A 25597-nucleotide genomic window follows, 5' to 3' on the forward strand; every position below is an offset into this window, starting at 1 on the left:
GCCATGCTTCCCGCGATCGGCTTCCTTCCCCTGGAGACCCTGCCCAGCTGGCCCCAGGTGACCGACCCGACGGTGCTCGAGATGCTCGTCCTGACGATCTTTATCCCGTTCGGGATCGCCGCCGTCGTCACCGCGCTCGTGCTCGGGCCGGGCTGGGGCGCGAAGGGCGAGTAGCCCGCTCAGCGCTGCCCGGCCTCCTGGCAGCGCAGCGCGCGTCCGGCGTCGTCGCGACGCTCGCTGACCTGGCGCAGCACGTAGGTGCTCAGCGGTGCCCCGAGCAGCCACTCGTCGACCGCGGCCAGCGTCGCGCGGTCGGCCAGGGGGCTCGGGAACAGCCGGTTGAGCACGTGCTGGCGAATCGCGGAACTCCGCTCGTCCCAGCCGTCGCTCCCGTCCGAGATCGCGCGCGCGACCTCGAGGTAGCGCGCGACGTAGGGACGCAGCACCTCCTCCTGCCCGAACTGCCAGAAGTGCGTGCACACCTGGAAGTGGGTCTCGTTGGGGGTGTCGGACGCTTCGCAGGCCAGCCGCCACGCCTCGGCCTTGGCGGCCTCGGTGGGCCGGGCCGCGCGTGCTCCCGCGGCCTGCTCTGCGCCGCGCGCGGTGGCGTCCCTGACCAGCTCTGCGTCGATCTCCGCGTCCCCGATCGCCCCGGCCCGGGCGAGCTGGGTGAGGACGTACCAGCGCAGGTCGGTGTCGACGGCGAGGCCCGCGGGGGCCTCCTCGCCGGACAGCCACGCCGTGAGCACCCGGACGACGGCGTCGGTGTCCGCAGCGGCGGCCAGCGCGCGGGCGAACGCCAGCTGGTGGTCCGAGCCGGGCTGGGCGTCCTTGAGCAGTCGGGCGACGCCGGTCACGAACCGGTCGTTGAGCTCACCCCTCGCGGTGCGGGGCGTGTAGTAGTCGATGGCCGTCCGGCACTGCGCGAGGATGCCCTGGACGGCGGTGATGTCGGTCTCGACGCCTGCCCCCGACAGGGCGAGGGTGACGAAGTCGGACGCCGGCAACTCCGCGTCCCTGCACATGTCCCAGCTGGCGCCCCAGCACACGGCGCGGGTCAGGTCGGACTCCAGGGTGCCGATCCCGTGGACGACCGCGGCCATCGAGACCGGGTCGAGCCGGATCTTGGTGTAGGTGAGGTCGTCGTCGTTGAGGAGGATGAGCGCGGGGCGCCGCTGCCCGACCAGTTCGGGCAGCTCGGTGAGCTCACCCTCGATGTCGACCTCCGCGCGGTGGACGCGGACGAGCTTCCCCTCCTGCTCCTCGTACAGGCCCACGGCGAGCCGGTGGTGGCGCAGGGTGGGCCACGCGGTCGGGGCGACCTGGCGGATGGCGAACCGGGAGAACGCGCCGGCGTCGTCGACGTCGAACTCGGCCCAGATCGTGTTCACGCCGGCGGCCTGCAGCCACTCGGCGGCGAAGTGGGACAGGTCGCGTCCGGACGCCTCGGTGAGGGCTGAGAGCAGGTCGGGCAGCTGGGTGTTGCCCCAGGCATGCTGGGCGAAGTAGGCCCGCACGCCGGCGAGGAACGCGTCCTGCCCGACGAAGGCGACGAGCTGGCGCAGCACGGACGCGCCCTTGGCGTAGGTGATGCCGTCGAAGTTCAGCTCGACGGCGGCCAGGTCGACCATGTCCGCCGCGACCGGGTGGGTGGAGGGCAGCTGGTCCTGCCGGTACGCCCAGTTCTTGCGGCTGTTGGCGAAGATCGCCCACGGGTCGTCGCGCTCTGCGCCGGCGGCACGGATCTCGGCCTGGCAGAAGTGGGACGCCCACTCGGCGAAGGACTCGTTGAGCCACAGGTCGTCCCACCATGTCATGGTGACCAGGTCGCCGAACCACATGTGGGCGAGTTCGTGCAGGATCGTGTTGTCGCGGACCTCATAGGCGGCGTTGGTGACCCGGGAGCGGTACAGGTACTCGTCGCGGATCGTCACACAGCCGGCGTTCTCCATTGCGCCGGCGTTGAACTCGGGCACGAACACCTGCGCGTAGTCCTCGAACGGGTAGGGCAGGCCGAAGTGCTCCTGGAACACGGCGAAGCCCGCCTTGGTGGTGGCGAGGATCCGCTCGGTGTCGAGGTAAGGGGCGACGGACGCCCGGCAGACCAGCGAGAGCGGGATCTCGGCCGCCGCGCCGGTGTAGCTGTCGCGGACGACGTGGAAGCTGCCGGCGACGAGGGCGGTGATGTAGGTGGAGATCGGCGGGGTTGGGGCGAAGTGCCAGCGGGCCAGGTCGTCCTCGAGGAGCACGGGATCGACCTCGGGGGAGTTGGACAGGACCGTCCACTCCTTCGGAGCGACGACCGTGAGGGCGAAGGTGGCCTTCAGGTCGGGCTGCTCGAAGCAGGGGTACATGCGGCGCGCGTCCGCGGTCTCGAACTGGGTGTAGCAGTAGACGAGGCCGTCGACGGGGTCGACGAAGCGGTGCAGGCCCTCGCCGGTGCGGCTGTACGCGCACAGGGCGGAGACGGTCAGCTCGTGCTCGCCGGGTTCGGTGGTGAAGTGGAGCTTGTGGTCGGCGAGCGCGTCCTCGGGGAGGGGGACGCCGTTGAGGGTGGCGGCCAGCAGTCGTTCGGCGATCAGGTTGATCCAGCTGTCGCCGCCGCGACTGGTGAAGCGGACGGTGGAGGTGGACACGAAGGTGGCGGTGGGGTCGTAGGCCTGGGCATCGGGGACGCGTCCGGACAGGTCGACGATGACGTCGTAGCTGTGGACGGCGATCTGTGCCGAGCGCGCGGAGGCCTCCGCGCGCGTGATGTTGGCGGCGTACATGAGACCTCACTGGCTAGGGGTGACAGGGCCGCAGCCCTGAGCGGGGGAGCGGTAGGCACGCCCGCGCGGAGAAAACATACCCCTCGGGGCCGGGCTTCAGCGTCGTGACCGGTCGAGGCGCGCGACGGCGGCGTCCGCTGCCTGCCCTGCGGCGGCGAGGTCGGCGGGGGTCGGACGCGACACCTCGCGGGCGCGCCGGGCCCGATCGGCGTCGACGAGACCGGAGATTCCGTCGCGGCCGAAGGGCCGATCCGGCGCGGGAGGACGCCGCTGGCTGCTCATGGTGGCAGCGTAGACTCCCTCAACCGTCGTCGTGGGAGAGGACCGCATGCCCGAGGGCCACGTGATCCACCGGCTGGCCGCCGAGCTGGACGCCGCGTTCGCGGGCAGGCCCGTCAACGTGACCAGTCCCCAGGGCCGTTTCGCCGACGCGGCGGCGCTCCTGGACGGGACTGTGCTGCACGGCGCGGAGGCGTACGGCAAGCACCTGCTGCTGGACTTCCCGGCGGGCCAGTCCGTCCACATCCACCTCGGGCTGATCGGCAAGCTGCGCTGGGTGCGTCCGGGCCCGGTGGAGGGCGCCGACACGTTGCGCCTGCGGATCGAGTCCGAGGAGCACGCCGCCGAGCTGCGCGGCCCGCAGACCTGCGCGCTGGTGGGGCCCGGCGAGGTGGCCGCGCTGGTCGCGGGCCTGGGCCCGGACCCGCTGCGTCCGGACGCGGACCCGGAGCGCGGCTGGCAGCGGGTGCACCGGTCGGGGCGGACGATCGCGTCCCTGCTGATGGACCAGCGGGTGACCGCGGGAGTGGGGAACATCTACCGCGCCGAGGTGCTGTACCGGCAGCGGATCAACCCGGACACGCCGGGCACCGAGCTGTCGCGGGTGAAGTGGAACCGGCTCTGGGCCGACCTGGTGGACCTGATGCCGCAGGGGGTGCGGCACGGACGGATCGACACGGTGCGGCCCGAGCACACGCCCGAGGCGATGGGACGGGACCCGCGGGTCGACGCCCACGGGGGCGAGGTGTACGTGTACCGGAGGGCCGGCCAGCCGTGCCTGGTCTGTGGCGGCGAGGTGAGGGTCCGCGAGTTCGAGGGACGCAATCTGTACTGGTGCCCACGATGCCAGCGCCGGCGGTGATGGCCTGGGGCGACGCGGAGGTGCGCGTCGCGGAGGACGGCACGACGACGCGGCTGCTGCGGGGCCCCGACCTGGTGGTGGAGCTGGGCTGGGTGGGCGCGGCGGGGGCGCCGGCGGAGTTCGAGGCGGACGACGAGGTCGAGCACACGCTGGTGACGCCGGAGGGGCGGGTGTTCCAGCGGCACTCGGTGTTGGAGGGGTGGCGGATCCGGTGGGTGCTGACGCGCGAGGGGGCGCGTCCGTCGGCGATCGAGGACCGGCTGCGGGTGCGGCCGGGGGCGGAGTTCTCGCTGTGGAGCTGGGGGAGCGGGGCGACGGCGCTGCTGGCGGTGGTGCCGGCGCACGCGGCGGGGCCGGTGCTGGGGCTGCGGCTCGAGCAGGGGTACCTGGAGGAGTTCGGGAGCCCGTCGGCGAGCAGCGCGTCCGTGGACTACCTGGTGGCGCCGACGGAGGCGGAGCTGGCGCCGGGGCAGCGGTGGGTCACGTCGGTGGTGGCGGACTGGTACCCGGCACTGGACGACCTGGTGGCGCGGCTGCCGCCGTGGCTCAGCGACACGCAGCTGGACGCGGAGGAGCCGTGGTCGGGCGACGTGGCCGACTTCGGCGTCCACGCGCCGGACGACGTGGTGGTCGACTACTCCGACGGGGTGGTCTCGGTGGTGGCGGAGGCGGGCCGGAGGATCCTCGACGTGCAGACGCCGCGGGGGCTGAGCCGGGTGCCGCTGGAGTGGGTGCCGCCGATGGAGGCGGTGCTGCACACGGTGGCGACGGACGCGGTCGGGAGCGGTCAGCCGCTCGATGTGGCGCAGGCGCTCTGCGTCCAGTTCGCCGCCGACCGGAAGGCGGTGTGGCTGGACCCGGCGGCGGAGGAGCTGCTGGACCGGGTGGAGTGGGAGTCGGCGGAGTCGGTGCTGGGGGCGGCGTTCGGGCTGGCGCGCGGGCGGAGCCTGGGCGAGGCGGTGCTGGTGTCGGACGCGCTGCGCGTGCTGGGCGGGCTGCCGGCCGGGGAGGGGTACGGCCGGGTGGCGATGGCGGGCTGGATCGCGTCCCTCTCGGTCGGGCTGGACGTGCGGGAACGCTGCCACGAGCTGATGGGACGGGCGGCCGTCGGGCGGACGGCGGCGCTGGAGAGCTCCCTGCTGCACTACCGCAGCGCGGACGTCGGGGAGGCGGAGCTGGCCGGGGTGGCGAACCGGCTGGGTGGCTTGCTGCCCGGAAGGGCGCCGCTGCTGTCGTGGACGGAACGTGCGCGGCTGGCCGGACTGCTGGAGCTGTGCCCGCCGGAGTGGGAGCGCGCCCACCAGGTCGCGCAGGTGGCCGAGAAGGTCAGGGGTCAGCTCCTGTGCGCGTATACCGACGGACGCATCCCCGACGCCGAGCCGCTGGCGTGGCTCCTGTTGAACCCCGGCCTGGGCGCGCTGGGCTGAAGTTGTTCCCGGTCCCTGAGGAGCAGCCCGGCGTGGAGTTGGTGGCTGTGTGCATGGCCCCTGAGGAGCCGTCCGGCGTGGAGTTGGTGGCTGTGTGCACGGTCCCTGAGGAGCCGTTCGGCGAGGTACGAGCCGGACGGCGTCAGCGAAGGGCCGCCGCCACGGTCACCCGCAGTCCGACTTGGAGCCCGTCTCCGCAGAGCCGTAGGCTGGCCGCCGTCCACCGGGGCGTAGCGTAGTGGCTAGCGCGCCTGCTTTGGGAGCAGGAGACCGCAGGTTCGAGTCCTGTCGCCCCGACCGTTTGTGGTGGTCCGCGGCGGCGATTCGGTGGCCGGCATGGTGATGAAGGTGTTCCCCCAGTAGTGGTGCGACGCACAGCCCGCCGGAAGCCCGGGTGCCATCACGACCTGTTGGCCGGTTCGAGGGTCAAGGTGCGTCTGTTGTGGGTGCGGTGGCCGCGGTGATTCGCTCGGCGAGGCCGGCTGCGGCTTCGGCGAAGGCCTCGGGGCCGACGATGGTGAACGGGGCGTCGAACCGGAGCACCCACGCCATCAACCCGGCCCAGGACCAGGAGCCGACCCGGACCCTCGAGGTGGTGTCGGTCAGCGGTTCCAGTTCGCCGTCGCCGAGCCAGGGTGCGATCTCGCGCGCGGGCAGGTCGAGAAGGACCTCCGCATAGTGGGGCCACACGTCGTCCCGCTCCGCACCCTTGAAGTGCGCCGAAAGGAACGTGCGGGCATCGCCGGTCGGGATCGGACGCGGCGTGAACGGGCCACCGGGCATCTTCGGGCTCAGCTTGTCCAGCCGGAAGATCCGCCACTGCGACCGATCGAGGTCCCACGCGACGAGGTACCAGCGGCCGTCCCGCGCCACGACGCCGTGCGGCTCGACCCGGCGAGGCGGACGGGTCTCGTCGCCGCCGTAGTCGAAGCGGAGGACGACCCGTTTCCCGAGGGCCGTGCTCACCGCCTCCAGCACCGCCGGACCGATCCGCGTCCGTGAACCGGCGTCCGTGAACCTCACCGCGTCGATCCGGTGCCGCAACCGCGAGGGCATCACCTGACGCACGGTCGCCAGCGCTCTCGCTGCCGCATCCTCGAGGTCGACCCCGACCGACGACACCGTCTGCAGTGCCACAGCGATCGCCACGGCCTGCTCGTCGTCGAACAACAGCGGCGGCAGGTCGGCTCCCGCGGCCAGACGGTACCCACCGTCCGGACCTTTGACGGCGGTGATCCGGTAGCCCAGTTCGCGCAGCCGGTCCACGTCCCGGCGCACCGTCCGGACCGTCACGCCGAGCCGGCCCGCCAGCACCGGTCCCGGCCAGTCGCTGCGGCCCTGCAGCAACGACAGCAGTGCGAGCATTCGAGAGGAGGGTCCCGGCATGTTCCGAGTATGGCTCCCCGAGCGGACATTTTCTGTCCGCTATGGGTCGCAGGGTGGTGCCACGGCACATCGCCGTGACCATTCCCGATCGGAGGCACCCATGAGCATCACCACCACCACGCACCTCAACTTCCGTGGCACCGCCCGGCAGGCACTCGAGTTCTACCGTTCCGTCTTCGGCGGCACAGTGAGCATCGCCACCTACGGCGACTTCGGCATGCCGGCCGACGTCCCCGGCGCCGACAAGGTCGTCTTCGGCCTCCTGCACACCGGCGACGGGCTGCGGCTCATGTCCTACGACATCCCCGGGCACGACACGACCGACACGGCGGCGATCGCGGGCGCCACCCGACGCGAGAACGGCATGACGATCACCGACCGGACGTTCTTCCAGTCCCTGCAGGGCTCGTCCCTGGCCGAGGTCCGAGTGCTCTGGGACGCACTGGCCGACGGCGCCGCGATCATCGAACCCCTCGCCGCTTCCGCGTGGAGTGCCGGCTTCGGCATGCTCACCGATCGCTACGGCGTGACCTGGGTCGTGGACGTCGCGGGCCCCGGCAACCGCTGAAGCCCGACTCGGCACCCTCCCGGAGATGGCGGCTCCGCCGTTCGCGTTCAGGCGCGCGGGACGACCCGGCTGACGACAGCGTCCACGAACGACGCGTCGAGCGGCTCCCGCGAGAACCAGCGTCGGTAGAAGACCGGGCCGAGCAGCGCGGCCGCCAGCTCCGCCGGGTCGGTCCCGCGCGGCAGTTCGCCGCGCGCGATCGCCCGGTCCACGATCAGGCGGACGGGCGCGGCGTGGCCCCGCTGGATCCGGCTGTGCATCACGGCGAACTCGCTGCTGCGTTCGGCCGCGTCGACGATCGAGGGCAGGACCGAAGCCCAGCCGGCCTGGGTCACCATGCGGGCGATGTCGGCGACGAAGGCGCTCAGATCGCCGCGGAGGCTGCCCGTGTCGGGCACGTCGTAGCGCGCGTCCAGTCCTTCGCAGGCCTCGAGAATCAGGGCCTCGCGGGTCGGCCAATGGCGGTAGATCGTCGTCTTCGCCACCCCCGATCGCCGGGCGACCGCGTCGACGCTGAAGCCGCCGACGCCCCCCGCCTCCAACAACTCGGTGGCGGCCGTCAGAACCGTCCGTCGAGAACGTTGCGAGCGTCCGTCTGGGACGCGCTCCGCGGGTCGCCTCTCCTCCCGGTCGGAGTGAACTGCTCCCGTCGCCACGTCGTCCATGAGCGCTACGCTACTGTAGCGTAGCGTTTGATTTCCACCTCATGGAGAAGGAGTCCCCATGGAGCTCGCGTCCGTCCGCATCATCACCGACGACCTCGACCGCATGGTCGACTTCTATGAACACGTCACCGGCGTTGCGGCCAGGCGACCGGCTCCCGTCTTCGCCGAGCTGGTGACGCCTCTGGCCACGATCGCCCTCGGTGACTCCCGGACCGTCCGCCTCTTCGGCGAAGGTGCGGCCGAGGCGGCGTCGAACCGGTCCGTGATCATCGAACTCCGCGTGTCCGACGTGGACGCCGAGTTCCAGCGGCTGGGAGACCTCGAACCCTGGGTGCTCGAACCCACCGACATGCCGTGGGGCAACCGGTCGGCGCTCCTGCGCGACCCCGACGGCAACCTGGTCAACCTGTTCGCGCCCGTCTCGGACGAGGCGCGGCGCCGTTTCGCCGGCCGCCCTACGAGCGAGGGGTAGGGCCGGCCCCCACCTGACGTCCGAACGCTGGGCCGAGCGTGCCGCGCCGGTGCGCCACCACGAGCGTGACGGCCGCGACGACCACTCCGATCACCATCGGCACGACGGAGGCCTCGATGCCGAAGTCGCCACCGGTGAGCAGGTCCGGACCGCTCACCTCGGCGTGGAGGAGGGACGGTGCCCGCTGGCCGGACACGGGGATGCCGAGCAGCGCCTCGGTGAGGTTCCACGCGGCGTGCAGCCCGATCACCCACCACAGGCTGCGGGTGGCCAGGAAGACCGCTCCCAGCAGCAGGCCCGCCTCGATGGCGATCGCCAGCGCGCCGAACCAGGTGGCGCCGGGGTTGACGAGGTGTGCAGCTCCGAAGAAGGCGGCCGTGATGAGCAGGGCCGGCGCCCAGCCCAGACCCCGTTCGATGGCCTGCAGGGCGACGCCGCGAAAGGTCAGCTCCTCCAGGACGCTGGACGAGAGCACCAGCCCGGCCAGTTCGAACCACTGTGCGGGGCTCAGGCCTCCCGCGAGGCTGAAGCTGTATCCGCCGAGGCCGCTGACGATGGTCGCGCTGACGCCCATGAAGGCCACGCCGCCGGCGGCCCCGAGCAGCACCGGACGCCACCACGGCCAGGCCGGCAGTTCGACCGGCTCGCGACGCGCGATCCTTCGCATGATCACCCGGCGGTAGAGCCAGATCGCCAGCACCACCGCGACAACCACGCCGACGAAGCCCGCACCCGCGACCAACGGGGAGTCGCCCGAGGCCCCTCCGAGCGCGTTGAGCACGCCCGCCGCGCCGATCAGTGCGAACAGCATGCCCACTCCGGCCGGCCCCCACGCCCACGGGGTTCGTTCGCGCGCCTCCATGGAATTCACGGCACACACCCTAGGGCCGGGCGTCGACGGCGAGGATGGCGTCCGCCGCAGCCAGGAGACGCGATCCGTCGCTACGGGCCGGACGCCATAGTCTGGCGCCATGAGGAACCGGGGCGTCCAGGCCGGCCTGCTCTCGGCCCTACTGTTCGGCGCCGGAACCCCGATCGCCAAGCTCCTGCTCGGCGCCACGAACCCCTGGCTCCTGGCCGGACTGCTGTACCTGGGCTCCGGCGTCGGCCTGAGCCTGTGGCAACTCGCCCGCCGCGCTCCACGGCCACACCTCGCGCGGGCGGAATGGGCGCACCTGGCCGGGGCCGTGGGGTTTGGCGGGATCGCCGGTCCCGTCCTGCTCATGATCGGGCTGAACACCCTCCCGGCCTCCAGCGCGTCGCTACTGCTCAACGCCGAGGCCGTCCTCACCGCGGTCATCGCATGGGTGGTGTTCCGTGAACCCTTCGATCGCAGGGTCGGGCTCGGCATGCTCTCCATCGTCGCCGGCGCCATCGTCCTGACCATGCAGGGAGGCGTCAGCCTGGGCAGTCCCTGGCCGTCGCTCGCCATCGTCGGCGCGTGCCTGTGCTGGGCCATCGACAACAACCTCACCCGGAAGGTCTCGCTCCACGACGCCACCTGGCTCGCGGCGATCAAGGGCGGGGTGGCCGGGCCGGTGAACCTGGTGCTCGCGCTGGTCCTCGGAGCGATGTTGCCTTCGCCGGGCAATGTCGCGGTAGCGATGGCAGTCGGACTGCTGGCCTACGGTGTCTCGCTCGTGCTTTTCATCGTCGCCATGCGGTACGTCGGCACCGCCCGGGCCGGCGCCTACTACTCGGTCGCGCCCTTCTTCGGTGCCCTCCTCGCCGTGGCAATGGGCGAACCGGTCACGGCGACCCTTGCCGCGGCCTCGCTGCTCATGGGCATCGGCGTGTGGCTGCACGTCACCGAACGACACGAGCACTCACACACCCACCAGCCGACCACGCACGAGCACTGGCACACCCACGGCGACGGCCACCACAACCACGAGCACGACGACCCGCTGCCGGCCGGCACCCGGCACAGCCATCCCCACGCGCATGCAGCGGTGACGCACACCCACTCCCACTTCCCGGACGCCCACCACCGTCACACCCACAACCGTCACAGCCACCGGTGAACTGACTGCCTCAGGCGGCGTCCGCCCACTCGAGGATGTCGATGCGGATCCGCGGACCGGGGTGCGGCAGGGTCGGGGCTCGGCTGGTGTAGGTGTGGCCGGTGGCTGTGGTGGTGCGGATCTCGCCGTCCGGGGACGCGACGGCGTGCCAGCCCGGAGTCTCCTTGAGCTGGTTGCAGCGTTCGCACAGGCCCTGGCCGTTCGCCACGCTGGTCAGGCCCCCTTGTCTCGCCGGCACCACGTGGTCGGCGTGCCTGATCGGAGCTCCGCACCAGGGTGTTCGACACGCCTGGTCGCGCGTCGCGAGGAATCGCCGCAGTGACCTCGGGAATGTTCTCCGTTTCGAGTCCAGCGACACCAACTCGCCGCTGCCCGGTGCCGTGTAGAGCCGCCGCACCCACGCCTGCGCCTTCGGGTCGAGCCCCGCGACGAGGCCCCGCGCCACCTCGGCCGGCACCGGGCCGTACCCGGAAATGTCGGCGGCGACCCTGCTGCCTCCCCAGAGCGAGCGATCCGTCATCACGAGCTGGATCTCCACCGGCACCTGGTCGGCTGCGGTCTGGCCGGTCACCCGGCAGACCAGCGTGTCAGCCATTACCTGGTTGCGGGCCCTCTGGTCGCCCTGCACCCGCGCCACATCCGCCGCCTTGCGCAGCGCCGCGTACAGCGCGACCCCCTGCGCCACCGGCAGCACGGCGGACACGATCGCCATCGTGTCCGGCGCAGGGCGGATCGTCACCCGCCGGTCCTCCGCGGCCCGGGCGCTCCGCTCGACGACAGAGTGCGGGTCGAGTTCGTACCCCAGCCGGCGCGCCGTCGCCGCCACCTGCCGGTCGGACAGCGACGGCAACTCCGCCGCCAGCCCCTCGTCCACCTTTCGCCGATCAGCCAGAGTCAGGCAGGCCGTCTCCCGGCACACCAGCGTCGCCCGCCACTCGCTGATCGCGCCCCGTGTGAGCGCCGCCATTGTGTGGGGCAACTCGTCGACGAGCGCCCGCGCCAGACCCATCAGCCGGTCACCCCTCGTGGGCGACTCCCGGCGCGCCAGCGCGACCTCTGCCGCCACCCCTCGACCCCGAGCCCGCGCAGGGATGCCACGCGCCGCCTCCGCCTCGACCACCGACCGCCTCAGCGCGACCGCCTCACGCGCCTGGGCGGCCGCGATCGCCCCCTTCAGTTCCTCCAGCGCGCGGATCCGGTCAATGCGCTCGGCGTCGGGCACGTCCTCGCTCAGTGTGGGCAGCGCCTCGCGCCAGGCGACGATGTCGCCGGTCTCGAGTGAGCGCTGCTCCATCCCCTCATCATAGACGAACACCTGTTCGAATACAAGAGTCAAAAATCACTTTCTCAAGGCAATAAGACAGGGGCCTGGTTCCAGGAATCGACTCCGGTAGACAGGGTGTCCGGACCTCACCAACTCCCTCCTCACCCCCGGGTGGCAAACCTGCACCTTGCGCGCCCGTCCCCGGCGAAGGAGCATCAACCCAGGCGACCACCCGTGGGGGCAGAGTGTCCAGGCGTCCCTCCCCGCCGGACGTGGTGTTGTCCCTCGTCGGCGGCTTCGAGCTCACGGTCCACGGCGTGACCGTGGACCTGGCCCCCGCGTCCCGTCGCCTCCTGGCCTACGTCGCGCTCCAGCACCGGCCGGCCGCCCGCGGCAGGATCAGCGAGGCACTGTGGGCGGACGTCGACCCGCGCCACGCCGCGGCCAGCCTGCGGTCCTGCCTGTGGCGGCTGGCGCCGCTGCGCATCGTGACATCCTCTGCCACGCACATCCACCTCGATCCGCGGGTCGAGGTGGACGTCGACCAGTTGGCCCTGCTGGCCTCGTCGCCGCCGGTGGCACCGCGCGCCACCGAGGACCTCGTCGCGCTCTCCCTGCGCCTCGTCCGCGCGGGGGACGACCTGCTCCCCGGCTGGGACGACGACTGGGTGGTCCTCGAGCGCGAGCGCTGCCGTCAGGCCTGCCTCCGGGCCATGGACCTCGTCGGCGACGAACTGGTCGACTCCGGACGCAGCGACGACGCCTTGCGGATCGCCCTCGCCGCGACCGCGGCCGAGCCGCTGCGGGAGAGCGCCCACCGGGTCCTGGTGCGGGCCCACCTCAGCCAGGGCAACGTCGCCGAGGCCGTCCGCGAGTACCTCAGGTTCGCCGAACTCCTCGAGGACGAACTCGGTGCCCGGCCGTCCGCGACCATGCGGGAACTGCTCTCGCCCCTCGTGCGTCCCGCTGTCCTCGCCCACGCCTCCTGCTGACGCGCTCAGCCGTGCGCGGACTCCTCCCAGACCGCGAACGACAGCAGGAACTGCTCGGTGATCGCCAGCGCGTCCCGGACGGACGCCACCGTCCGCGGCCGCGACACGAAGGTGCGCTGCGCACTCGACTCCAGCGCCCGGCTCGTGGTGATCGTGATCAGGAGGTGCTCGGGCTGCACCTCGGCGCGCAGCGTGCAGACGCCGAACATGGTGGGGCCGGTCATGGTCTCCCCACGATCGGGACGGGTCGGGCGTGATGGAGCCAGCTCATCGCCGGGCTCAGTTCAGCACGATCGGCACGACGACAACGATCGCCTCGACCGGTTGGTCCGGCCAGGCCCGGACCGGCAGGGACGCCCCCGAGTCGAGCGACGTCCCGAACAGGCCGGCCCTCAGCGCGACGAGCGGGGTGTCGTCGCCCCTGGTCAGCCCGACCATCATCACCGGACTGCTGCCCACAATGCTGTCGAGGACCTTGCGGGCCACCTCACCGCCCGGGTACGCCCAGGAGCCCTGCGGGAAGGTGAGCGTGCCCACGGCCTGCGCGCTCTGCAGGTCCTTCCTCGTGAACACCCTGTCGAGCCGTGCCACGGCATCCGCATCGACGGTGTACACGTACACGTCGACGTCCTCGGTCGCTGGTGGTGCTGCCTCGGCAACCTCCTCGGGGCCCCTGCGGACGAACGCCACCCAGCCGTAGGACGCCGCCACGAGCTCCGGCCTGTCCGCCGGCTCGGCGGGGATGAGCACGTCGACCTTCGGCCGGTCGGCAGTCACCGGGTCGAGCGGGATCCGGTCGCGGGACTGCGCGGCCAGGACCTCGTCGGCCACCTGGTCGGCGCGCAGCCTGCGGAACCGCACGTCCACGTGGTCGCCGAAGAACGCCGTGACGACCCCCTCGAGGTCCTTGCGGTGCTCGTCGACCTGCAGGTAGCCGGCCGGCGGCAGCTCGCCGAGGTCGGCGCGGGCGGCCGACGACGCGCCGGACGGATCGGCCGGCTCCTCCGCCACCTTGTCCACCACCTCCTCGAGCCGCTGGAAGACCTTGCGGCCGCGCATAGGGTCCTTCTCGCTGAGGCCGCTGATGAAGCGCTGCGTCTCCTCGAGGAGCTCCTTCGCGGACGCCTGCGCGTGCACGGCGCCGACGCCGGTCAGTCCGCTCTGCACCCCGGTGGTGGCCAGCTCGGCCTGGAACTGCAGCACCTGGGCGAGGAACACTGCCCACGGCCGCATCGCGAGCCGGTTCCGCCAGGCGGCGCCGGCCAGCGGCCCGTCGACGAGCCGTCGGGCCGCCCACACGTCCAGCCGATAGCTGCCGGCAACACTCTGGACGAGGGCGAGCGGGACGCCGGCCTCCCCGGGCAGTGGCGTGGCGTCCTCCCAGTCGTGGGAGCGCACCGGTGCGATCGTGCCCGCCGCGGCGGCGGGGGTGAGCCACGGGCCGCCCGTGGCGCGCTCGCGTTCGAAGTAGGCCGACGCCAGCCAGTTCACCCGCCGGTCGGTGCCGACGCCGTCCAGGCCGGCGAGGCTGTCGGGGGTGAGGCGCAGCTCGACGCCCTCCTCCCGCCACGGCTGGATGGTCGACCCGTCGCCGTCCCCGCACCCGTCGTTGCAGAGGCTCCCGTAGACCGGTGCCGACCCGGAGGTGCCACGTGCTCCGAACAGTTCGACCCGCCAGAAACCGTTCACCGGACGGTCCGGGACGTGGCTGTCGTCGAGGGTCACCCGTACCGTGGACGTGAGCAGCAGCAGGCGTCCGTGCGGGGTCACCGCCAGGCCGGGGGAGACCTCGAGGTCCTCTCCGTCGAGGGTCACCCCGAGCCCGTACACCACCCCGGTCCCGCCGGCGGTGGCGAGCGCGGTGGTGAGGGCGAGCGCGTAGTCCTGGATCGCGTCGAGGTGCTCGGCTCGAAGGAACAGCCCGTCGACAGGGTTCAGGGCGCGGAAGCCGTCGAGCACGATCGTGCCCCCGCCCGACGCGGTCACGGTCGGGACGGCTGCGGTCGAGGCGGACGGGGCGCTCGCCCGCGCGGCCGACCGGACGACGGCAGCCCTGGTTGCGTTCGACGTCCGCGCCGCGGTGGTCCCGCCGCCTGCGCAGCCGCAGTCACTCTTCGTGGTGGTCACCGGAATCAGCTCCCTCGTACAGCGGGTTCGGGCCGCTCAGGACCGCGTCGCGGCCCTGGGCGGTATGGCCGGGGTCGTCGCCGACGACGCCGGCGAGAGGCACGGGCGGGTCGGCCCCGTACACCGGGGTGGGACCGGTGCCCTGCAGGACGACCCGGATCAGCGGGTGGATCGGCCGGTCGGCCAGCCGGACGACAACGCGTCCGGTCTCCTTGTCGTAGCGCGGCCTCCGCTCGAGGTCCTCGACGACCCAGCCCCGCGTCGACAGCGACGTCACCGAGATCGCGTCCCTGGTCAGCGTGGACGGGAGCAGGTCGGCCGTGACCGCGAACGAGAACTCCCTGGCGTGCGGGCCCCACTCGATGCTGCCAGGGACCGCCTGCGGCCCGACCCCCGCCTCCGCTTCGCCGAGCAGGCCGGGCGCGAACCCGCAGACGAGGTCCTGGATCACGGTCGTGGGGAGCACGGTCTCGCGGCAGCACTGGTCGAGGGTGACCTCCACGATGTCCGGGCAGCCCGACTCGTCCCTGACCGTGAGGTGCAGGCAGCCGAGCACCACGCCCGCGTCCGCCTCGGCCACAGGGAACAGGCCGGGCTCGCACGCCCCGCCCGCCGGCCGCCGGTCGGCCGCGTCGAGGGCGGCCAGGCAGCGGAAGTGCCACAGCAGCTCGCGGGCGCGGGACGCGGCGGGAGCTGCGAGCACCTCGTTCAGGCTGACCAGCGCCTGCTTGCCCGGTTCGTCGTCCTCGCCCACGACGTCGAGGCCCAGCAGCACCCGCACCCGGTGGTAGGCCGGCGGTGCGGCGGGGGGACACCCGCGGACGACGGTGAGCCGGACCCGCTCGACCACGCGGGAGTACTCCTCGCTGTCGCGGGTGACGTCACACGGGTCGGCGAGCGCGGGGACGGGGGCGTCCAGGCAGGCGTCGAAGGACGCGACCACGCACAGCACGACCTCCCGGTTGCCGCACGTCGGGTCGTGGTCGTCCTCGAGGAGTTGCCGGAAGGACAGGCAGGTCCCCGCGTCGAGGTGGAGCTCCCGGCCCCAGCCGTCGATCGCGAGCCCGCGGGAGACCTCGAGCTCCCACTCGCCGTGCTCGCGCAGCCTCAGCCCCCAGACCACCCCGCGTCCGTGCAGCCACGCGTTGTGGAGTTGGTGCTTCGCGCGCGGGTTGCCCATCAGCACGTCGAAGTCGTCCGCGCCGAGCAGCATGCCCGTGGACGCCCGCAGGTCGTTCCAGGGCCACAGCGGCAGGGCCGCCAGCGCGTCGGTGGCGTCGGCGCTCGTGCCCGAGTATGTGTGCTCGTCAGTCGTGGTCATCGCGTCTCCTTGGTGGCTCACCCGGGAACGGGGTGGAGGCTTTGAGGTACTCCCTGCGGACGGCGTCGACGAGGCGCCGCCCCGTGATCGGCTCCCCGGACCCGGCCGCGTCGAACGCCGCGGCGACGGCGGCGTTGCGGATCCAGCCGCCGGGGACGGGGTACAGGCGGGCCAGGCCGTCCAGGTCGAGGTCCGGCGCGAGCACAGCGCCGAGGGACGGCGCGGGCAGGCAGCGCCGCCACAGCGCGACCCGGGCCGCGAGGTCGGGCAGCGGGAAGTCGACCACGAAGTCGAGCCGGCGCGTGAACGCGGGGTCGATGTTCTGGCGCAGGTTGCTGGTCAGGACGACCAGGCCGTCGAACTGCTCGATCCGCTGCAGCAGGTACGCGGTCTCGAGGTTGGCGTACCGGTCGTGCGCGTCGGAGATCTCGGTGCGGGTGCCGAACAGGGCGTCCGCCTCGTCCAGGAGCAGCACCGAGCGGGTGCGCTCGGCCGCCTCGAACGTGGCGGCGAGGTTCTTCTCGGTCTCGCCCAGCCATTTCGACACCAGCCGGGAGACGTCGACGACCATCAGGTCGGTCCGGGCTGCCGTGGCGAGGACGGCGGCCGCCAGCGACTTGCCCGTGCCGGGCGGACCGGAGAACAGCAGCCGCACGCCGCGGGTGGCCTGCGCGTGCTCGGCCAGGCCCCAGTCCTCGAGCACGGTGGCCTGCTGCTCGAGCCGGGCGACCGCGGCGTGGAGCTGGGCGAGGGCGTCCGGGGGCAGCACGAGGTCGGACCAGTGCACGTGCGGGGTGAGCAGGCGCGCGCCGGCCGGCAGGTTCACCCCGGTGCGGGTGCGCACGACCTCCGCCACGTGCGCGGGGTCGGGATCGCGCCCTGCCACCGCCAGGTCGAGGCTGAGCTGGGCGGTCACGGTGGGGTCGAGCGGGTGTCGGGCGGCAAGGTCGCGCAGGCGTCCGTCGATGCCCGGCAGTGCGGCGTGCCAGCCGGCACGGACGGCGGCCGTGGGGACGGGGCCGGCGTCGACGGCGAGCACGGCCCGGTCGGCCGGCGGCACCACCGCACCCGGGGCGGCGCTGACCATCACGGGACCCGGGTAGTCGCCGAGCGCCAGCGACGCGGCGGGGCGGTCGGCGTCCCCGGGCTCGATGAAGGGGACGGCGCCGCGCGCGGCGGCGTGCGCGAGCAGCAGGGCGATGCCCTCGGTGTCGGCCGGGCCGAGGGACGCGCCGACGATCGGCACCCCGGCGGCGGCGGCGATGGCCGCGCAGCGCGCCCGTCCGATCGCGCGGTTCTCGTGCGGCACCACCAGGAGCGCCCTGACCCCGCGCCGGACGGCGGCCACGCACGCCTGCACGTCCGGACGTTCGAGCCAGGGTCCCATCCCCGGCGGCGGCGGGGCGAGCACGGTCCGCGGGAGGGTCTCCGGCCACGCGTCGGACCCGTGCAGGGCGGCCCAGAGGGCGTCGGCAGTCAGCAGCGAGCGCTCGAAGAACGGCACCCCCCCGCCCAGTCGCAGCAGGCCGGCGCGCACGGCTGCCCCCGCGGACAGCAGGTCGCGCAGGGCTGCCCGCTCGGCGGGAGTGCCGCCGCGCAGGAGGGCGGCGAGGCCGACCGTCGGCCGGGGCTCGGCCAGGGGGTGCAGGGAGCGGAAGGTGCTCGCCAGGCCCTCGTGCTCCTCGGGCAGCCCGGCGAGGACGAGCAGGTCGAGTTCCGCCTCGCTCAGCCCGAAGCGGGTGGCCAGCCGGTCCAGCGGCTCGCCCGAGCGGACCGGGGCCGGCGCCGCGGCGTCCGCCCAGTCGCGGAGGAAGGCCACCGCCTGCGGGGCTCCCGACTCCGGGGAACAGGTGCGCGCGACCACGTCAGCCACCTGCCGGGCCACCCGGACGGTGCGCGCGGTGAGGTCGTCGCCGACCACGCCGGCGACGGGAAGGACGGCGAGGTCACTCATAGCGGATCCTGACCACCTGGCCCAGCCACCACACCCACCCCGGGTCGAGGTCGAGGCCCGCGCGCCGCACGTCGAGGTCGACGTCGGCCAACGCCAGGCACACCTCGACCCAGCCGGGCTCCCACCGGACCGTCGCCTCCCGGCGGGCGAGTCCGCGGACGATGTCGGTGTCCGGGACCTGCGCGAGGCCGTCCCTGCCCGCCCGCAGCCGGGCCGCGGTGGCGGAGGCCCAGCGCGCGGCACACGTCCGGATCGCCGCGCGTTCGTCGTCGGCGGGGGCGGGCTGGCCGGTGACCGCCTCCGCGCCGGAGAGGACGAGGAGGGCGGGGTCGTCCTCGGCGGCACCGACCAGCTCGCTGCCGAGCAGCCGCAGCACCCAGGCGGCGGGCCGGGCCAGGAAGGGCGGCTCGTCGAGGATCGTCGGCAACCCGGCATCGGCGGCCGTGTGGAGCAGGAAGGCCAGCCCTCCCCATGCCGTGTGGGCGGGCTCGGGTTCGTCGGCGACCGGGTCGAGTGCCTCGACCGACGGCCGTGGCCGCACGGGCACATCCGTCGCCGGCGCGGGCTCATCCGTCGCCGGCGCGGGCCGACTGTCGATCGACGCCCGGGCGTCCGTGGGGTCACCCGCGGGGTCAGCCCCGGTCGGCCGGGACGACGGCCCGGCCGCGCTCTGCGCGGTCGCCGCCGCCGCGTCGGTGCCGCGCCGCTCGCCCAACGTGCGCGCGGGCCCCGGGGTGAGGAGCGCCGCCACGTCCCGGACGAGCGCACCGAGCTGCGCCGTGGGTCGCCGCAGGAGCGACGGGTCGGAGGCGGCCACCGTGAGCAGTGCCCACGAGCGCGCGGTCGCGACGTCGGCCCTGATCCCGGTCGAGCGGATCGCGGCGGGGAGCGTGCCCCCCTCGATGATCGTTCTGGCCAGGCGCGCCCTGTCCGACGCAGCCGCGGCCCGGCGCTTCGGGTGGCGCGACGGGACGACGTCGGCCGGGTCGCCGAGCAGGACCGCGAGGTCGAGACCCGGAGCGACGAGGCCTGTGACCCGCGTCCAGCCCTCGCTGCCGAGCAGCCGGTGGACGGGCGCGAAGCCGACGCGGCGGACCAGCCGGTCGAGCGCGGCGGACGGGCCCTGCGGAAGCCGGGCGAGGACAGCGAGGAACAGACCGCGGGGATCGGAGCGTGGGTCCGGGTCGCCGGGGTGCCACAGGCCGACCTGACCCCACGCCCACGCCCGCTCCGCCCGCCCGGTGGCCAGGCCGCGGAGCAGGTCGTCCACGGCCTGCTCGGGACGCAAGTAGCGCACGACGTCGCGGGACCCGTCGCGCAGCGACTGGCGCAGCGCGGTGACGATGCGGTCGGCCCAGTCGGTCTCCAGCGCGCTGAGCGGACGCTCCGGATCGAGGTCGACGTCCACGTCGATGCGCCGCACGCACCACTCGCCCTCGGGGAGTGGTTGCGCGGCCAGCGCGGGTCCCAGCCGGTCGGCGGCGATCCGGCGCAGCATCCCGTCGACCTCGCCGGGTGCCGGCCAGTCGGCCGCGGCGGTCGCGCTCAACCGCTCGATGCTCAGCCCGGTCATCCGACCCTCACCGCCCCGAGCCTGCCGCTGCCCACCCTGGAGGCGACCACGGGAGTGCCGAGCGTGCCGTCCGCGCCGAGCCGGGCCCGTCCGAGCACCCCGGTGCGACGACCCGCGCGCGGGGCCACGTACGCGGTCAGGCCCAGCCGCAACCGACCGACCGGGAGGCCGTCGCCCAGTTCGCACACGTCGGCGAGCGTGTGGGACGGCTTGTGGGCCGCGATGATGTCGCCGACCACCTCGCGCTGTTCGCTGGTGAGGCAGCCGGGCACGAGCACGGTGAACCGGTGGGCGAGCCGGCGGTAGGAGTCGGTGGACGGCAGCGCGCCGCCGATCGTGAAGTGCCCCAGCATGCCCGCCCTGCGGGTCGTCCCGGACACGGTGGGGGAGTCGAGCCCTTCGGGGTCGAACCCCAGGACGGCACCGCCCAGCCCGCGCAGCCGCCACCGCTCGATGATCCGGGCGTCCCGGCCGAGGTAGAGCCGCAGCAGGCGCTCGAGCGCCGCCTGTGTGCCGCGGAAGGCGTAGAGCCGGTACACCTCGGCGAGCAGTGCGCGGCGGGCAGCCTCCGGCCAGCGCAGGTCCAGCACGATGCCGGCCAGGGACGCCAGCCACGGCAGGAAGTCCGCCGGAGCGCTCGTGGGCGAGACGAGGACGCGACGCTCGGCTGCGGCGGTGTCCAGGTCGTGCAGCAGGCCCTCGGCCGGGGTGAGGTAGCCGTGCAGGAAGTCGGCCTGCTCGTCGACGGAGGAGTACATCCGGGGGAGGGCGGACAGCAGCGCGTGGCCCGGCCGCTCGACCCGCAGCGCCCGCAGCTTCGGGGACGTCCGCCCGGTGCCGCTCAGCTCCAGCCGCAGCCACAGGTAGCGGCCGGGCGGCGCGGCGATGCCGGTCTCGTAGGTGGTCCACTCGGTGCCGGTGACGAAGGGGTCGACCGCGCCCAGGCCGGGTCCGTTCCCGCGCCGCACCACCGGGACGGGCGCGACGGCGTCCATGGCCCCGACCGCCGGCAGCGGCGGGGTCTGCTCGGGGAACGGCACGGCGACGCCGCCGCGCGCGGGCAGCCCCGGCACCAGCGGGTCGTCCACCTCGTCCTCGTCGCTGGTGAGCGCCCTGACCACGAGCCCGGTGCCGGTCGGAAGGCAGGCGTCCAGGAACAGCCGCCCCCAGCGCGTCCGGTAGGCGCCGCTGTCGAGCCGGTAGGTGGTGACGACACCCTGGCGGACGTGGCGGGCGAGCGGTCCCTGGGTCGTCCGGGACCCGCCCGCCGTCGTGTAGACCACCCGGCCGGTGGGGTCGATGCCGACCGCGCCGCCGTCGTAGTCGGCGGCGGCGAGCGGCTCGTCCTCGACCAGCGTGCCGTCCAGCTGCCCGTACCGCCGGAACGCCCGGCCCGGCTGCAGCGCGACGACGAGGAGCCCGTCGGTGGTGGCGGCGATGTCGGTCGCCCCGGGGCACTCGACCAGTTCGGTGCCGTCCAGGTCGGCGACCACCGCGGTGTCGCGTCCCCGCCAGAGCACGACGACGCGCCCGGACAGGACGGCCAGCCGCGCAGGGGACAGTCCCGGGCGGCCGCAGGGGCGGCGCACCGGGCCCGGCCCCGGGCACGGCCCGCGGCGTCCGTCCAGCCGCACGACGCGTCGCGGGGACGCGGTCAGCACGAGGACGCCGCCGGGGCCCCACGCGACCACGTCGAGGGGACGCCCGGCGACCGGCACGCGGTGCAGCACGCGCTCTGCGACGAGGTCCACCACCACGATCGCCCGTCCGGCAGCCTCGACGACGTACAGGCGGTCCTCCCCGTCGACGGCGAGACCGGTGGGGTGGCGGAGGCCGCCCGGAACCCCGGAACGGGCCGCCTGCCCACGGGGGTGGAGGTCGAGCGTCCCGAGCTCCGGCCGCGACCGCCACGTGCGGCACCAGCGGTTCGAGGCGATTCCGCCGGGGCACACCGGCGGCACGGCGGGCGGGGTCGGGACGCAGGCGCCGTCGGCGTCGTCCCAGCGCGCGGGTGGGGGCACGTCCGTCCAGTCGAGCCCCACGCCGCCGGCACGCAGCAGCACGGTGCCGTCGTGGGAGCAGCGCGCCCACTGGTCGGTGTCGGCGAGCAGGGCCACGCTCCGGTCGGCGTACATCAGCACACCTCCGGGGGCAGCGGGACGGGCACCTTGCCGGTCGGCGGAGGCTCCGGGGCCGCCGGCTCGGGCGGGTCGCCGCGGACCACGTCGAGGGTGACGACCTCCGGCAGCTGCCAGCTCGCCAGCTCGATCAGGTCGCGCTCCTCGACAACGGGGGTGACCCCGTCGGCGGCGGTGCGGACGAGCGCCAGCCGCGTGCCGACCGCGTATTCGACGCCCTCGACCTGGACGGCGACCGCCTCCAGCTCTGCGGCACGGACGGCGCGGCCCAGCGGCCAGCCGGCGCCGTCGGGACCGTGGGGCGGCACGGCGGACAGGTACTGCCGCACGATCTGCTCCACCCATCGGCGCACGGCGTCCACCTGGTAGCCCTGACGCACCTGGACGCCGACCGAGATCGCGACCTCCACGTACTCGGGCGGGATGACGTACAGCTCGGCCGTGACGAGCCGCCGCGGCTGCAGGTAGGTGGCGACCCGGCGCAGCAGCCCGATGTCGGGCAGCGGGGCGTCGGGGTTGCGGGTGTCCTCGTCGGGCAGGACGACCACCGTCGTGACACCGGCCGCCTCGACGGTGGGGGTGTCGGGGTGGAAGGTCGGCAGCACCTCGGCCCGCGCCACCCCGCTGACCTCCCGCGTCAGCGCCCGGTAGTCCTCCGGGGTGACGGCGCGGTCGCGCCGGTGCACCTGGCCCGGGATCGCAGCCAGGGCGTCCTGCAGGGGGACGGGGTCCGCGCCGCCGACCGCGGGGAACGGGTTCGTGACCGTGATGCCGGGATGCGCGGTGAACGAGGTGATCGAGGCCGCGGGCAGGTTGCCCTTCGCGCCGTCGCTGTACCGGTAGGACTGGACGCGGATGCGCTCGCCGAGCTGCGGCACTCGGGCGCGTCCGAACACGACCGCGCCGAGCTCGTGGTCGACGGTGAAGTGCCGGTCGTCGAGCGTGCTGGCGGAGAAGTTCTCGACCTCGGTCCAGTCCACCCAGCCGGTGGGCTCCTCGACCTGGAGCACGACGGTCGCGGGCAGGACGGGGGAGTGGTTGAGGCTGTACCGCTGGTCGGCGTCGCCGGTGCCGCTGCCGAGCAGTTCGGGCGGCGGGGTGCGGGACTGCTCGGCGCCCACGCAGTTCGCCCCCACCCAGCGGACGCGGTGGATGGCGTCGCCGATGTCGTTGCGCAGCGGGCGTCGGACGCGCAGCCAGGCGACGATCCGGGCCCGGACGTCCTCGTCGTCAATGATCGGGGGGTTGTCGGCGAGACCGTCCCCGAGGCCGCGCAGGCGCGGCAGTTCGTCGGGCAGCTCCAGCTTCACCACGCCGGTGGTGACCATGCCGCGGGTGGTGTCGCCGAGCACGCTGAGCGGCAGGAGGACGGGCGTCCCCGACGAATCGGTGCCTGCCCACAGCTGCCATTCGGTGGGCGGCGGGTCGTCGGTGAGGACGTCGGAGCCCAGCGTCGCGAGCGTGCCGTCGTCGTGCAGGCCCTGAAGGCTCACCGGGACGGGGAAGGTCTCGTCGAAGGCCACCCCGACGAACAGGGTGCGCCGGGCCAGCGGCGCCGGGTCGAAGGTGGGTCGGGCGAGGAGCGCGACCCACAGCGAGGCGTCGAGCTGTTCGCTGACGTCGATGGTCGCGGCGTCCGGGTCGGCCGGGTCGGCGGAGGTGACGACCGTGCGGTAGAAGGCGGAGTCGTCCGTGTCCACCCCGGCGCGCTCGCGGGCGTCGGCCTTCGCGTCGGCGGCGCCGTCGTCCGTCTCCGTCTTGCCGGCGCCCAGGGCCTCCAGCGGCCACACGTACACCTCGTCGGTGGTCTGGAAGGTGACCGCGCCGGCGGCCTCGGACCCCTTCAGCACCTGCAGCCCGGCCGCCTCGTCGGTGACGGCGGACAGCAGGGCGGACGCGGCCTGCGCGGGGCGGGGCTGCACGCCGAGGAGCCGGAGGAACTCGATCCGGGTGGTGTCGGGGATCTGGTTGAAGCGGTACAGCAGGGACTCGCCGAGGTAGGCGAACAGCTCCAGCAGGACGATCCCGGGATCGGTCTCGTTGTGGTCTGTCCACGTCGGGTTGTACGCCGGGATCCGGCGCACGAGTTCGTCCCGCAGTTGCTGCTGGGTGCGGTTGTCGAGGATCGGTCCGATCAGTGCCATCGTCGGCTCACCGCAGGTAGAACGGGTAGACGAGATTGTCGGCGCGCAGGTCGGCGCGCCGCACATAGGCGATGTCGGCCCAGACCAGGTAGGGGTCGTCGCCGGGGGTGACCGACACGTCCAGCACCCGGATGCGGGGCTCCCACGTCTCCAGGGCCGAGCGGATGTCGTCGGCCATGCCGGTGCGGGTGGTGACGGTGTTGGGCGCCATCAGGTAGCGGCGCAGCCCGCAGCCGAAGCCGGGCAGCATGATCCGCTCGCCGGGCTCGGTGTCGAGGATCGTCGTGACCGACTGCCGGATCAGGTCCAGCCCGCCCAGCCAGTCGAGGCCGCCGTCGCCCTCGGCCGGCAGGAAAGGCAGGCGGATCCCCGTCCCCGTCCAGACCTCCACCACGTCCACCATGGCTCGATCGTGGTCCGGCGGGCGTCACGGAGGCGTCGCCGGCGTCAGTCGCCGGTGGCGCTCTTGAGCCGGTCCCAGATGCTCGGGTCCTTGATCGGCCGGCCCTTGTCGTCGGTCGGATAGGTGAAACCGCCCAGTCGACGAGTGCCCCAGCCCACGGAGGGGGCGGCGCTGGTGTAGGTGACCTTGACCGGGATGTCCTTGCGGTAGCCCACCAGCAGCTTCAGGAGCGAGTCGATGCCGTCGTTGTCGATGTCGATGCACCCCGAGGAACCCGGGAGGGATCCACCGTGGAGGTAGAACCCGCTCCGCTTCGCCGTGTTTCCGCAGCCTGGCGGTGCGGGAACGACCTTCACCGGCGTGAGCGGCGCGCGTCCCGATCCCCAGTCCCCACCGTGGAGCGACGTCCCGAAGGGATCGGTGAACGTCCCGCCGGAGATCATCGTGAGCTGCTCGGCGGCGGAGAACGTCGCGAAGGCGCTGAGGGTGAACCGGTAGTCGCCCTCCGGGATGGGGCCGAAGTCCTGGATGCCGACGTAGAGCGGGTTGTTCAGGTACGAGTCCGACGTGGACCCCTTGCAGGCGGTTGCGTCGGCAGAGCGGACGCTGACCGGCCGACCGGACTGGGCGGCGTGCGAGAGGATCGGGGTCGTCCCGTCGAGCAGGGTGAAGGTCGCGCCGTCGAAGGTCGCGTGGACCTTCGACAGACGGCTCGTGGCGCCCTTGGGGTGTGTGAATGCCGTACCGATCCTGGTGGGTGCCCGTGAGATGGCCGATCTGGCCGGGGTCAGGGCCGTCGCGGCGCCGTCCGACACCCCCTGCGCCTCGATCTCTGCATGCGGTTCGTCCACCACCGAGGTCGGTGCGGACGTGGCCCGCTGCTGCTGGACCACGTGGGCCAGCTCGTGGGCCAGGAGCCGGTCGTGCTCCGGGCCGGGTGCAGGGAACGCCCCGAGGACCACATGTTCGCCCGAGGTGTAGGCGAGCGCATCCATCGCGTGGGCGCTGGCCGCGGCTTCCGTGCCGTCGTGCACGCGCACGTTCTGGAGCCCGGCGCCGAGCTGGTGCTCCATGGCCGAGCGGGTTCCGGGTTCGAGCGACTCGCCGGGCTCGGCGATGACGCGGCGAACATGCCCGGGGACCGCGTCATCCCGGCCCTCGTCGCGCGGTCGGGCCTTGGTGATCCTCATCGGCCTCCTGTCGCAATGCCTGTGCTGTCCGGACGTC

22 protein-coding genes and 1 tRNA gene are annotated in these 25597 nt (G+C 73.5%); 8 read left to right on the forward strand and 15 right to left on the reverse strand.

The annotated features are described in order from the left end of the window. Positions 1–3: 3 nt before the first annotated feature. Positions 4–174, forward strand: a complete 171-nt coding sequence (locus QM779_RS01355) for a hypothetical protein (RefSeq protein WP_428530476.1) — start codon at positions 4–6, stop codon at positions 172–174. Between the two features lie 5 nt (positions 175–179). Here the strand turns inward: QM779_RS01355 and pepN are convergent, their stop codons facing one another. Together pepN and QM779_RS01365 are read right to left on the reverse strand one after the other, a co-directional pair. Beyond that, positions 180–2771: an aminopeptidase N gene (pepN, locus tag QM779_RS01360; RefSeq protein WP_428530478.1), complete on the reverse strand. Its 2592-nt coding sequence runs from the start codon at positions 2769–2771 to the stop codon at positions 180–182. Positions 2772–2867: 96 nt separating this feature from the next. Beyond that, on the reverse strand, positions 2868–3053 hold the full coding sequence (locus QM779_RS01365; protein WP_428530480.1) for a hypothetical protein: 186 nt from the start codon (positions 3051–3053) through the stop codon (positions 2868–2870). A gap of 46 nt (positions 3054–3099) precedes the next feature. Here QM779_RS01365 and QM779_RS01370 point away from each other — a divergent pair, with 46 nt between their 5' ends. From QM779_RS01370 to QM779_RS01380, 3 genes are all read left to right on the forward strand, one after another. Continuing rightward, positions 3100–3912 (forward strand): Fpg/Nei family DNA glycosylase, encoded by an 813-nt coding sequence (locus QM779_RS01370; RefSeq protein WP_428530482.1) that lies wholly within the window; start codon positions 3100–3102, stop codon positions 3910–3912. Then, on the forward strand, positions 3885–5339 hold the full coding sequence (locus QM779_RS01375; protein WP_428530484.1) for a hypothetical protein: 1455 nt from the start codon (positions 3885–3887) through the stop codon (positions 5337–5339). Before QM779_RS01370 ends, QM779_RS01375 begins: the two co-directional genes overlap by 28 nt. Positions 5340–5563: 224 nt before the next feature. Then, a tRNA-Pro gene (locus QM779_RS01380) sits at positions 5564–5636 on the forward strand. A 129-nt stretch (positions 5637–5765) separates the two neighbouring features. Here the strand turns inward: QM779_RS01380 and QM779_RS01385 are convergent. Next, positions 5766–6704 carry a helix-turn-helix transcriptional regulator gene (locus QM779_RS01385; protein WP_428530486.1) on the reverse strand — a complete coding sequence of 313 codons (939 nt, stop codon included), beginning with the start codon at positions 6702–6704 and terminating at the stop codon, positions 5766–5768. Between the two features lie 121 nt (positions 6705–6825). On the opposite strand from QM779_RS01385, the gene QM779_RS01390 reads away from it, so the two are divergent. After that, positions 6826–7293 carry a VOC family protein gene (locus tag QM779_RS01390; protein ID WP_428530488.1) on the forward strand — a complete coding sequence of 156 codons (468 nt, stop codon included), beginning with the start codon at positions 6826–6828 and terminating at the stop codon, positions 7291–7293. Between the two features lie 47 nt (positions 7294–7340). Here QM779_RS01390 and QM779_RS01395 read toward each other — a convergent pair whose 3' ends face one another. Then, on the reverse strand, positions 7341–7958 hold the full coding sequence (locus tag QM779_RS01395) for a TetR/AcrR family transcriptional regulator (protein WP_428530490.1): 618 nt from the start codon (positions 7956–7958) through the stop codon (positions 7341–7343). A gap of 58 nt (positions 7959–8016) precedes the next feature. On the opposite strand from QM779_RS01395, the gene QM779_RS01400 reads away from it, so the two are divergent. Next, entirely contained in the window at positions 8017–8430 is a 414-nt protein-coding gene (locus QM779_RS01400; RefSeq protein ID WP_428530492.1) for a VOC family protein, read from the forward strand. On the opposite strand, the gene QM779_RS01405 is transcribed toward QM779_RS01400, so the two are convergent. Next, positions 8414–9292: a lysostaphin resistance A-like protein gene (locus QM779_RS01405; RefSeq protein WP_428533021.1), complete on the reverse strand. Its 879-nt coding sequence runs from the start codon at positions 9290–9292 to the stop codon at positions 8414–8416. The genes QM779_RS01400 and QM779_RS01405 overlap by 17 nt on opposite strands. A 109-nt stretch (positions 9293–9401) precedes the next feature. Here QM779_RS01405 and QM779_RS01410 point away from each other — a divergent pair, with 109 nt between their 5' ends. Beyond that, the gene (locus tag QM779_RS01410; protein ID WP_428530494.1) at positions 9402–10454 is read left to right on the forward strand and encodes an EamA family transporter; all 1053 of its coding nucleotides are present in this window, start codon (positions 9402–9404) and stop codon (positions 10452–10454) included. 10 nt (positions 10455–10464) lie between these two features. Here the strand turns inward: QM779_RS01410 and QM779_RS01415 are convergent, their stop codons facing one another. Beyond that, the gene (locus tag QM779_RS01415; RefSeq protein ID WP_428530496.1) at positions 10465–11748 is read right to left on the reverse strand and encodes a DUF222 domain-containing protein; all 1284 of its coding nucleotides are present in this window, start codon (positions 11746–11748) and stop codon (positions 10465–10467) included. Between the two features lie 215 nt (positions 11749–11963). On the opposite strand from QM779_RS01415, the gene QM779_RS01420 reads away from it, so the two are divergent. Beyond that, positions 11964–12710 carry an AfsR/SARP family transcriptional regulator gene (locus tag QM779_RS01420; RefSeq protein ID WP_428530498.1) on the forward strand — a complete coding sequence of 249 codons (747 nt, stop codon included), beginning with the start codon at positions 11964–11966 and terminating at the stop codon, positions 12708–12710. Between the two features lie 5 nt (positions 12711–12715). On the opposite strand, the gene QM779_RS01425 is transcribed toward QM779_RS01420, so the two are convergent. From QM779_RS01425 to QM779_RS01465, 9 genes are read right to left on the reverse strand one after another with little or no spacing between them, the layout of a single operon-like run. Then, positions 12716–12934 (reverse strand): hypothetical protein, encoded by a 219-nt coding sequence (locus tag QM779_RS01425; protein ID WP_428530500.1) that lies wholly within the window; start codon positions 12932–12934, stop codon positions 12716–12718. 55 nt (positions 12935–12989) lie between these two features. Next, positions 12990–14837 carry a hypothetical protein gene (locus QM779_RS01430; protein WP_428530502.1) on the reverse strand — a complete coding sequence of 616 codons (1848 nt, stop codon included), beginning with the start codon at positions 14835–14837 and terminating at the stop codon, positions 12990–12992. After that, the gene (locus QM779_RS01435; protein WP_428530504.1) at positions 14818–16158 is read right to left on the reverse strand and encodes a hypothetical protein; all 1341 of its coding nucleotides are present in this window, start codon (positions 16156–16158) and stop codon (positions 14818–14820) included. The genes QM779_RS01430 and QM779_RS01435 overlap by 20 nt, the downstream gene beginning before the upstream one ends. Continuing rightward, positions 16145–18112, reverse strand: coding sequence for an ATP-binding protein (locus tag QM779_RS01440; protein ID WP_428530506.1), 1968 nt, complete (start codon positions 18110–18112; stop codon positions 16145–16147). The genes QM779_RS01435 and QM779_RS01440 overlap by 14 nt, the downstream gene beginning before the upstream one ends. Then, a complete protein-coding gene (locus QM779_RS01445) occupies positions 18105–19685 on the reverse strand; it encodes a hypothetical protein (protein ID WP_428530508.1) in 1581 nt (526 codons plus the stop codon). Before QM779_RS01445 ends, QM779_RS01440 begins: the two co-directional genes overlap by 8 nt. Then, positions 19682–21820, reverse strand: a complete 2139-nt coding sequence (locus QM779_RS01450; RefSeq protein ID WP_428530510.1) for a phage tail protein — start codon at positions 21818–21820, stop codon at positions 19682–19684. The genes QM779_RS01445 and QM779_RS01450 overlap by 4 nt, the downstream gene beginning before the upstream one ends. Continuing rightward, a complete protein-coding gene (locus tag QM779_RS01455; protein WP_428530513.1) occupies positions 21820–23967 on the reverse strand; it encodes a putative baseplate assembly protein in 2148 nt (715 codons plus the stop codon). Before QM779_RS01455 ends, QM779_RS01450 begins: the two co-directional genes overlap by 1 nt. A 7-nt stretch (positions 23968–23974) precedes the next feature. Continuing rightward, positions 23975–24370, reverse strand: a complete 396-nt coding sequence (locus tag QM779_RS01460; protein WP_428530516.1) for a GPW/gp25 family protein — start codon at positions 24368–24370, stop codon at positions 23975–23977. Between the two features lie 44 nt (positions 24371–24414). Next, positions 24415–25560: an eCIS core domain-containing protein gene (locus QM779_RS01465; protein WP_428530519.1), complete on the reverse strand. Its 1146-nt coding sequence runs from the start codon at positions 25558–25560 to the stop codon at positions 24415–24417. Positions 25561–25597: the final 37 nt, after the last annotated feature.

This window comes from Propionicimonas sp. (assembly GCF_049840635.1).
In the GTDB taxonomy this organism is placed as follows: domain Bacteria; phylum Actinomycetota; class Actinomycetes; order Propionibacteriales; family Propionibacteriaceae; genus Propionicimonas.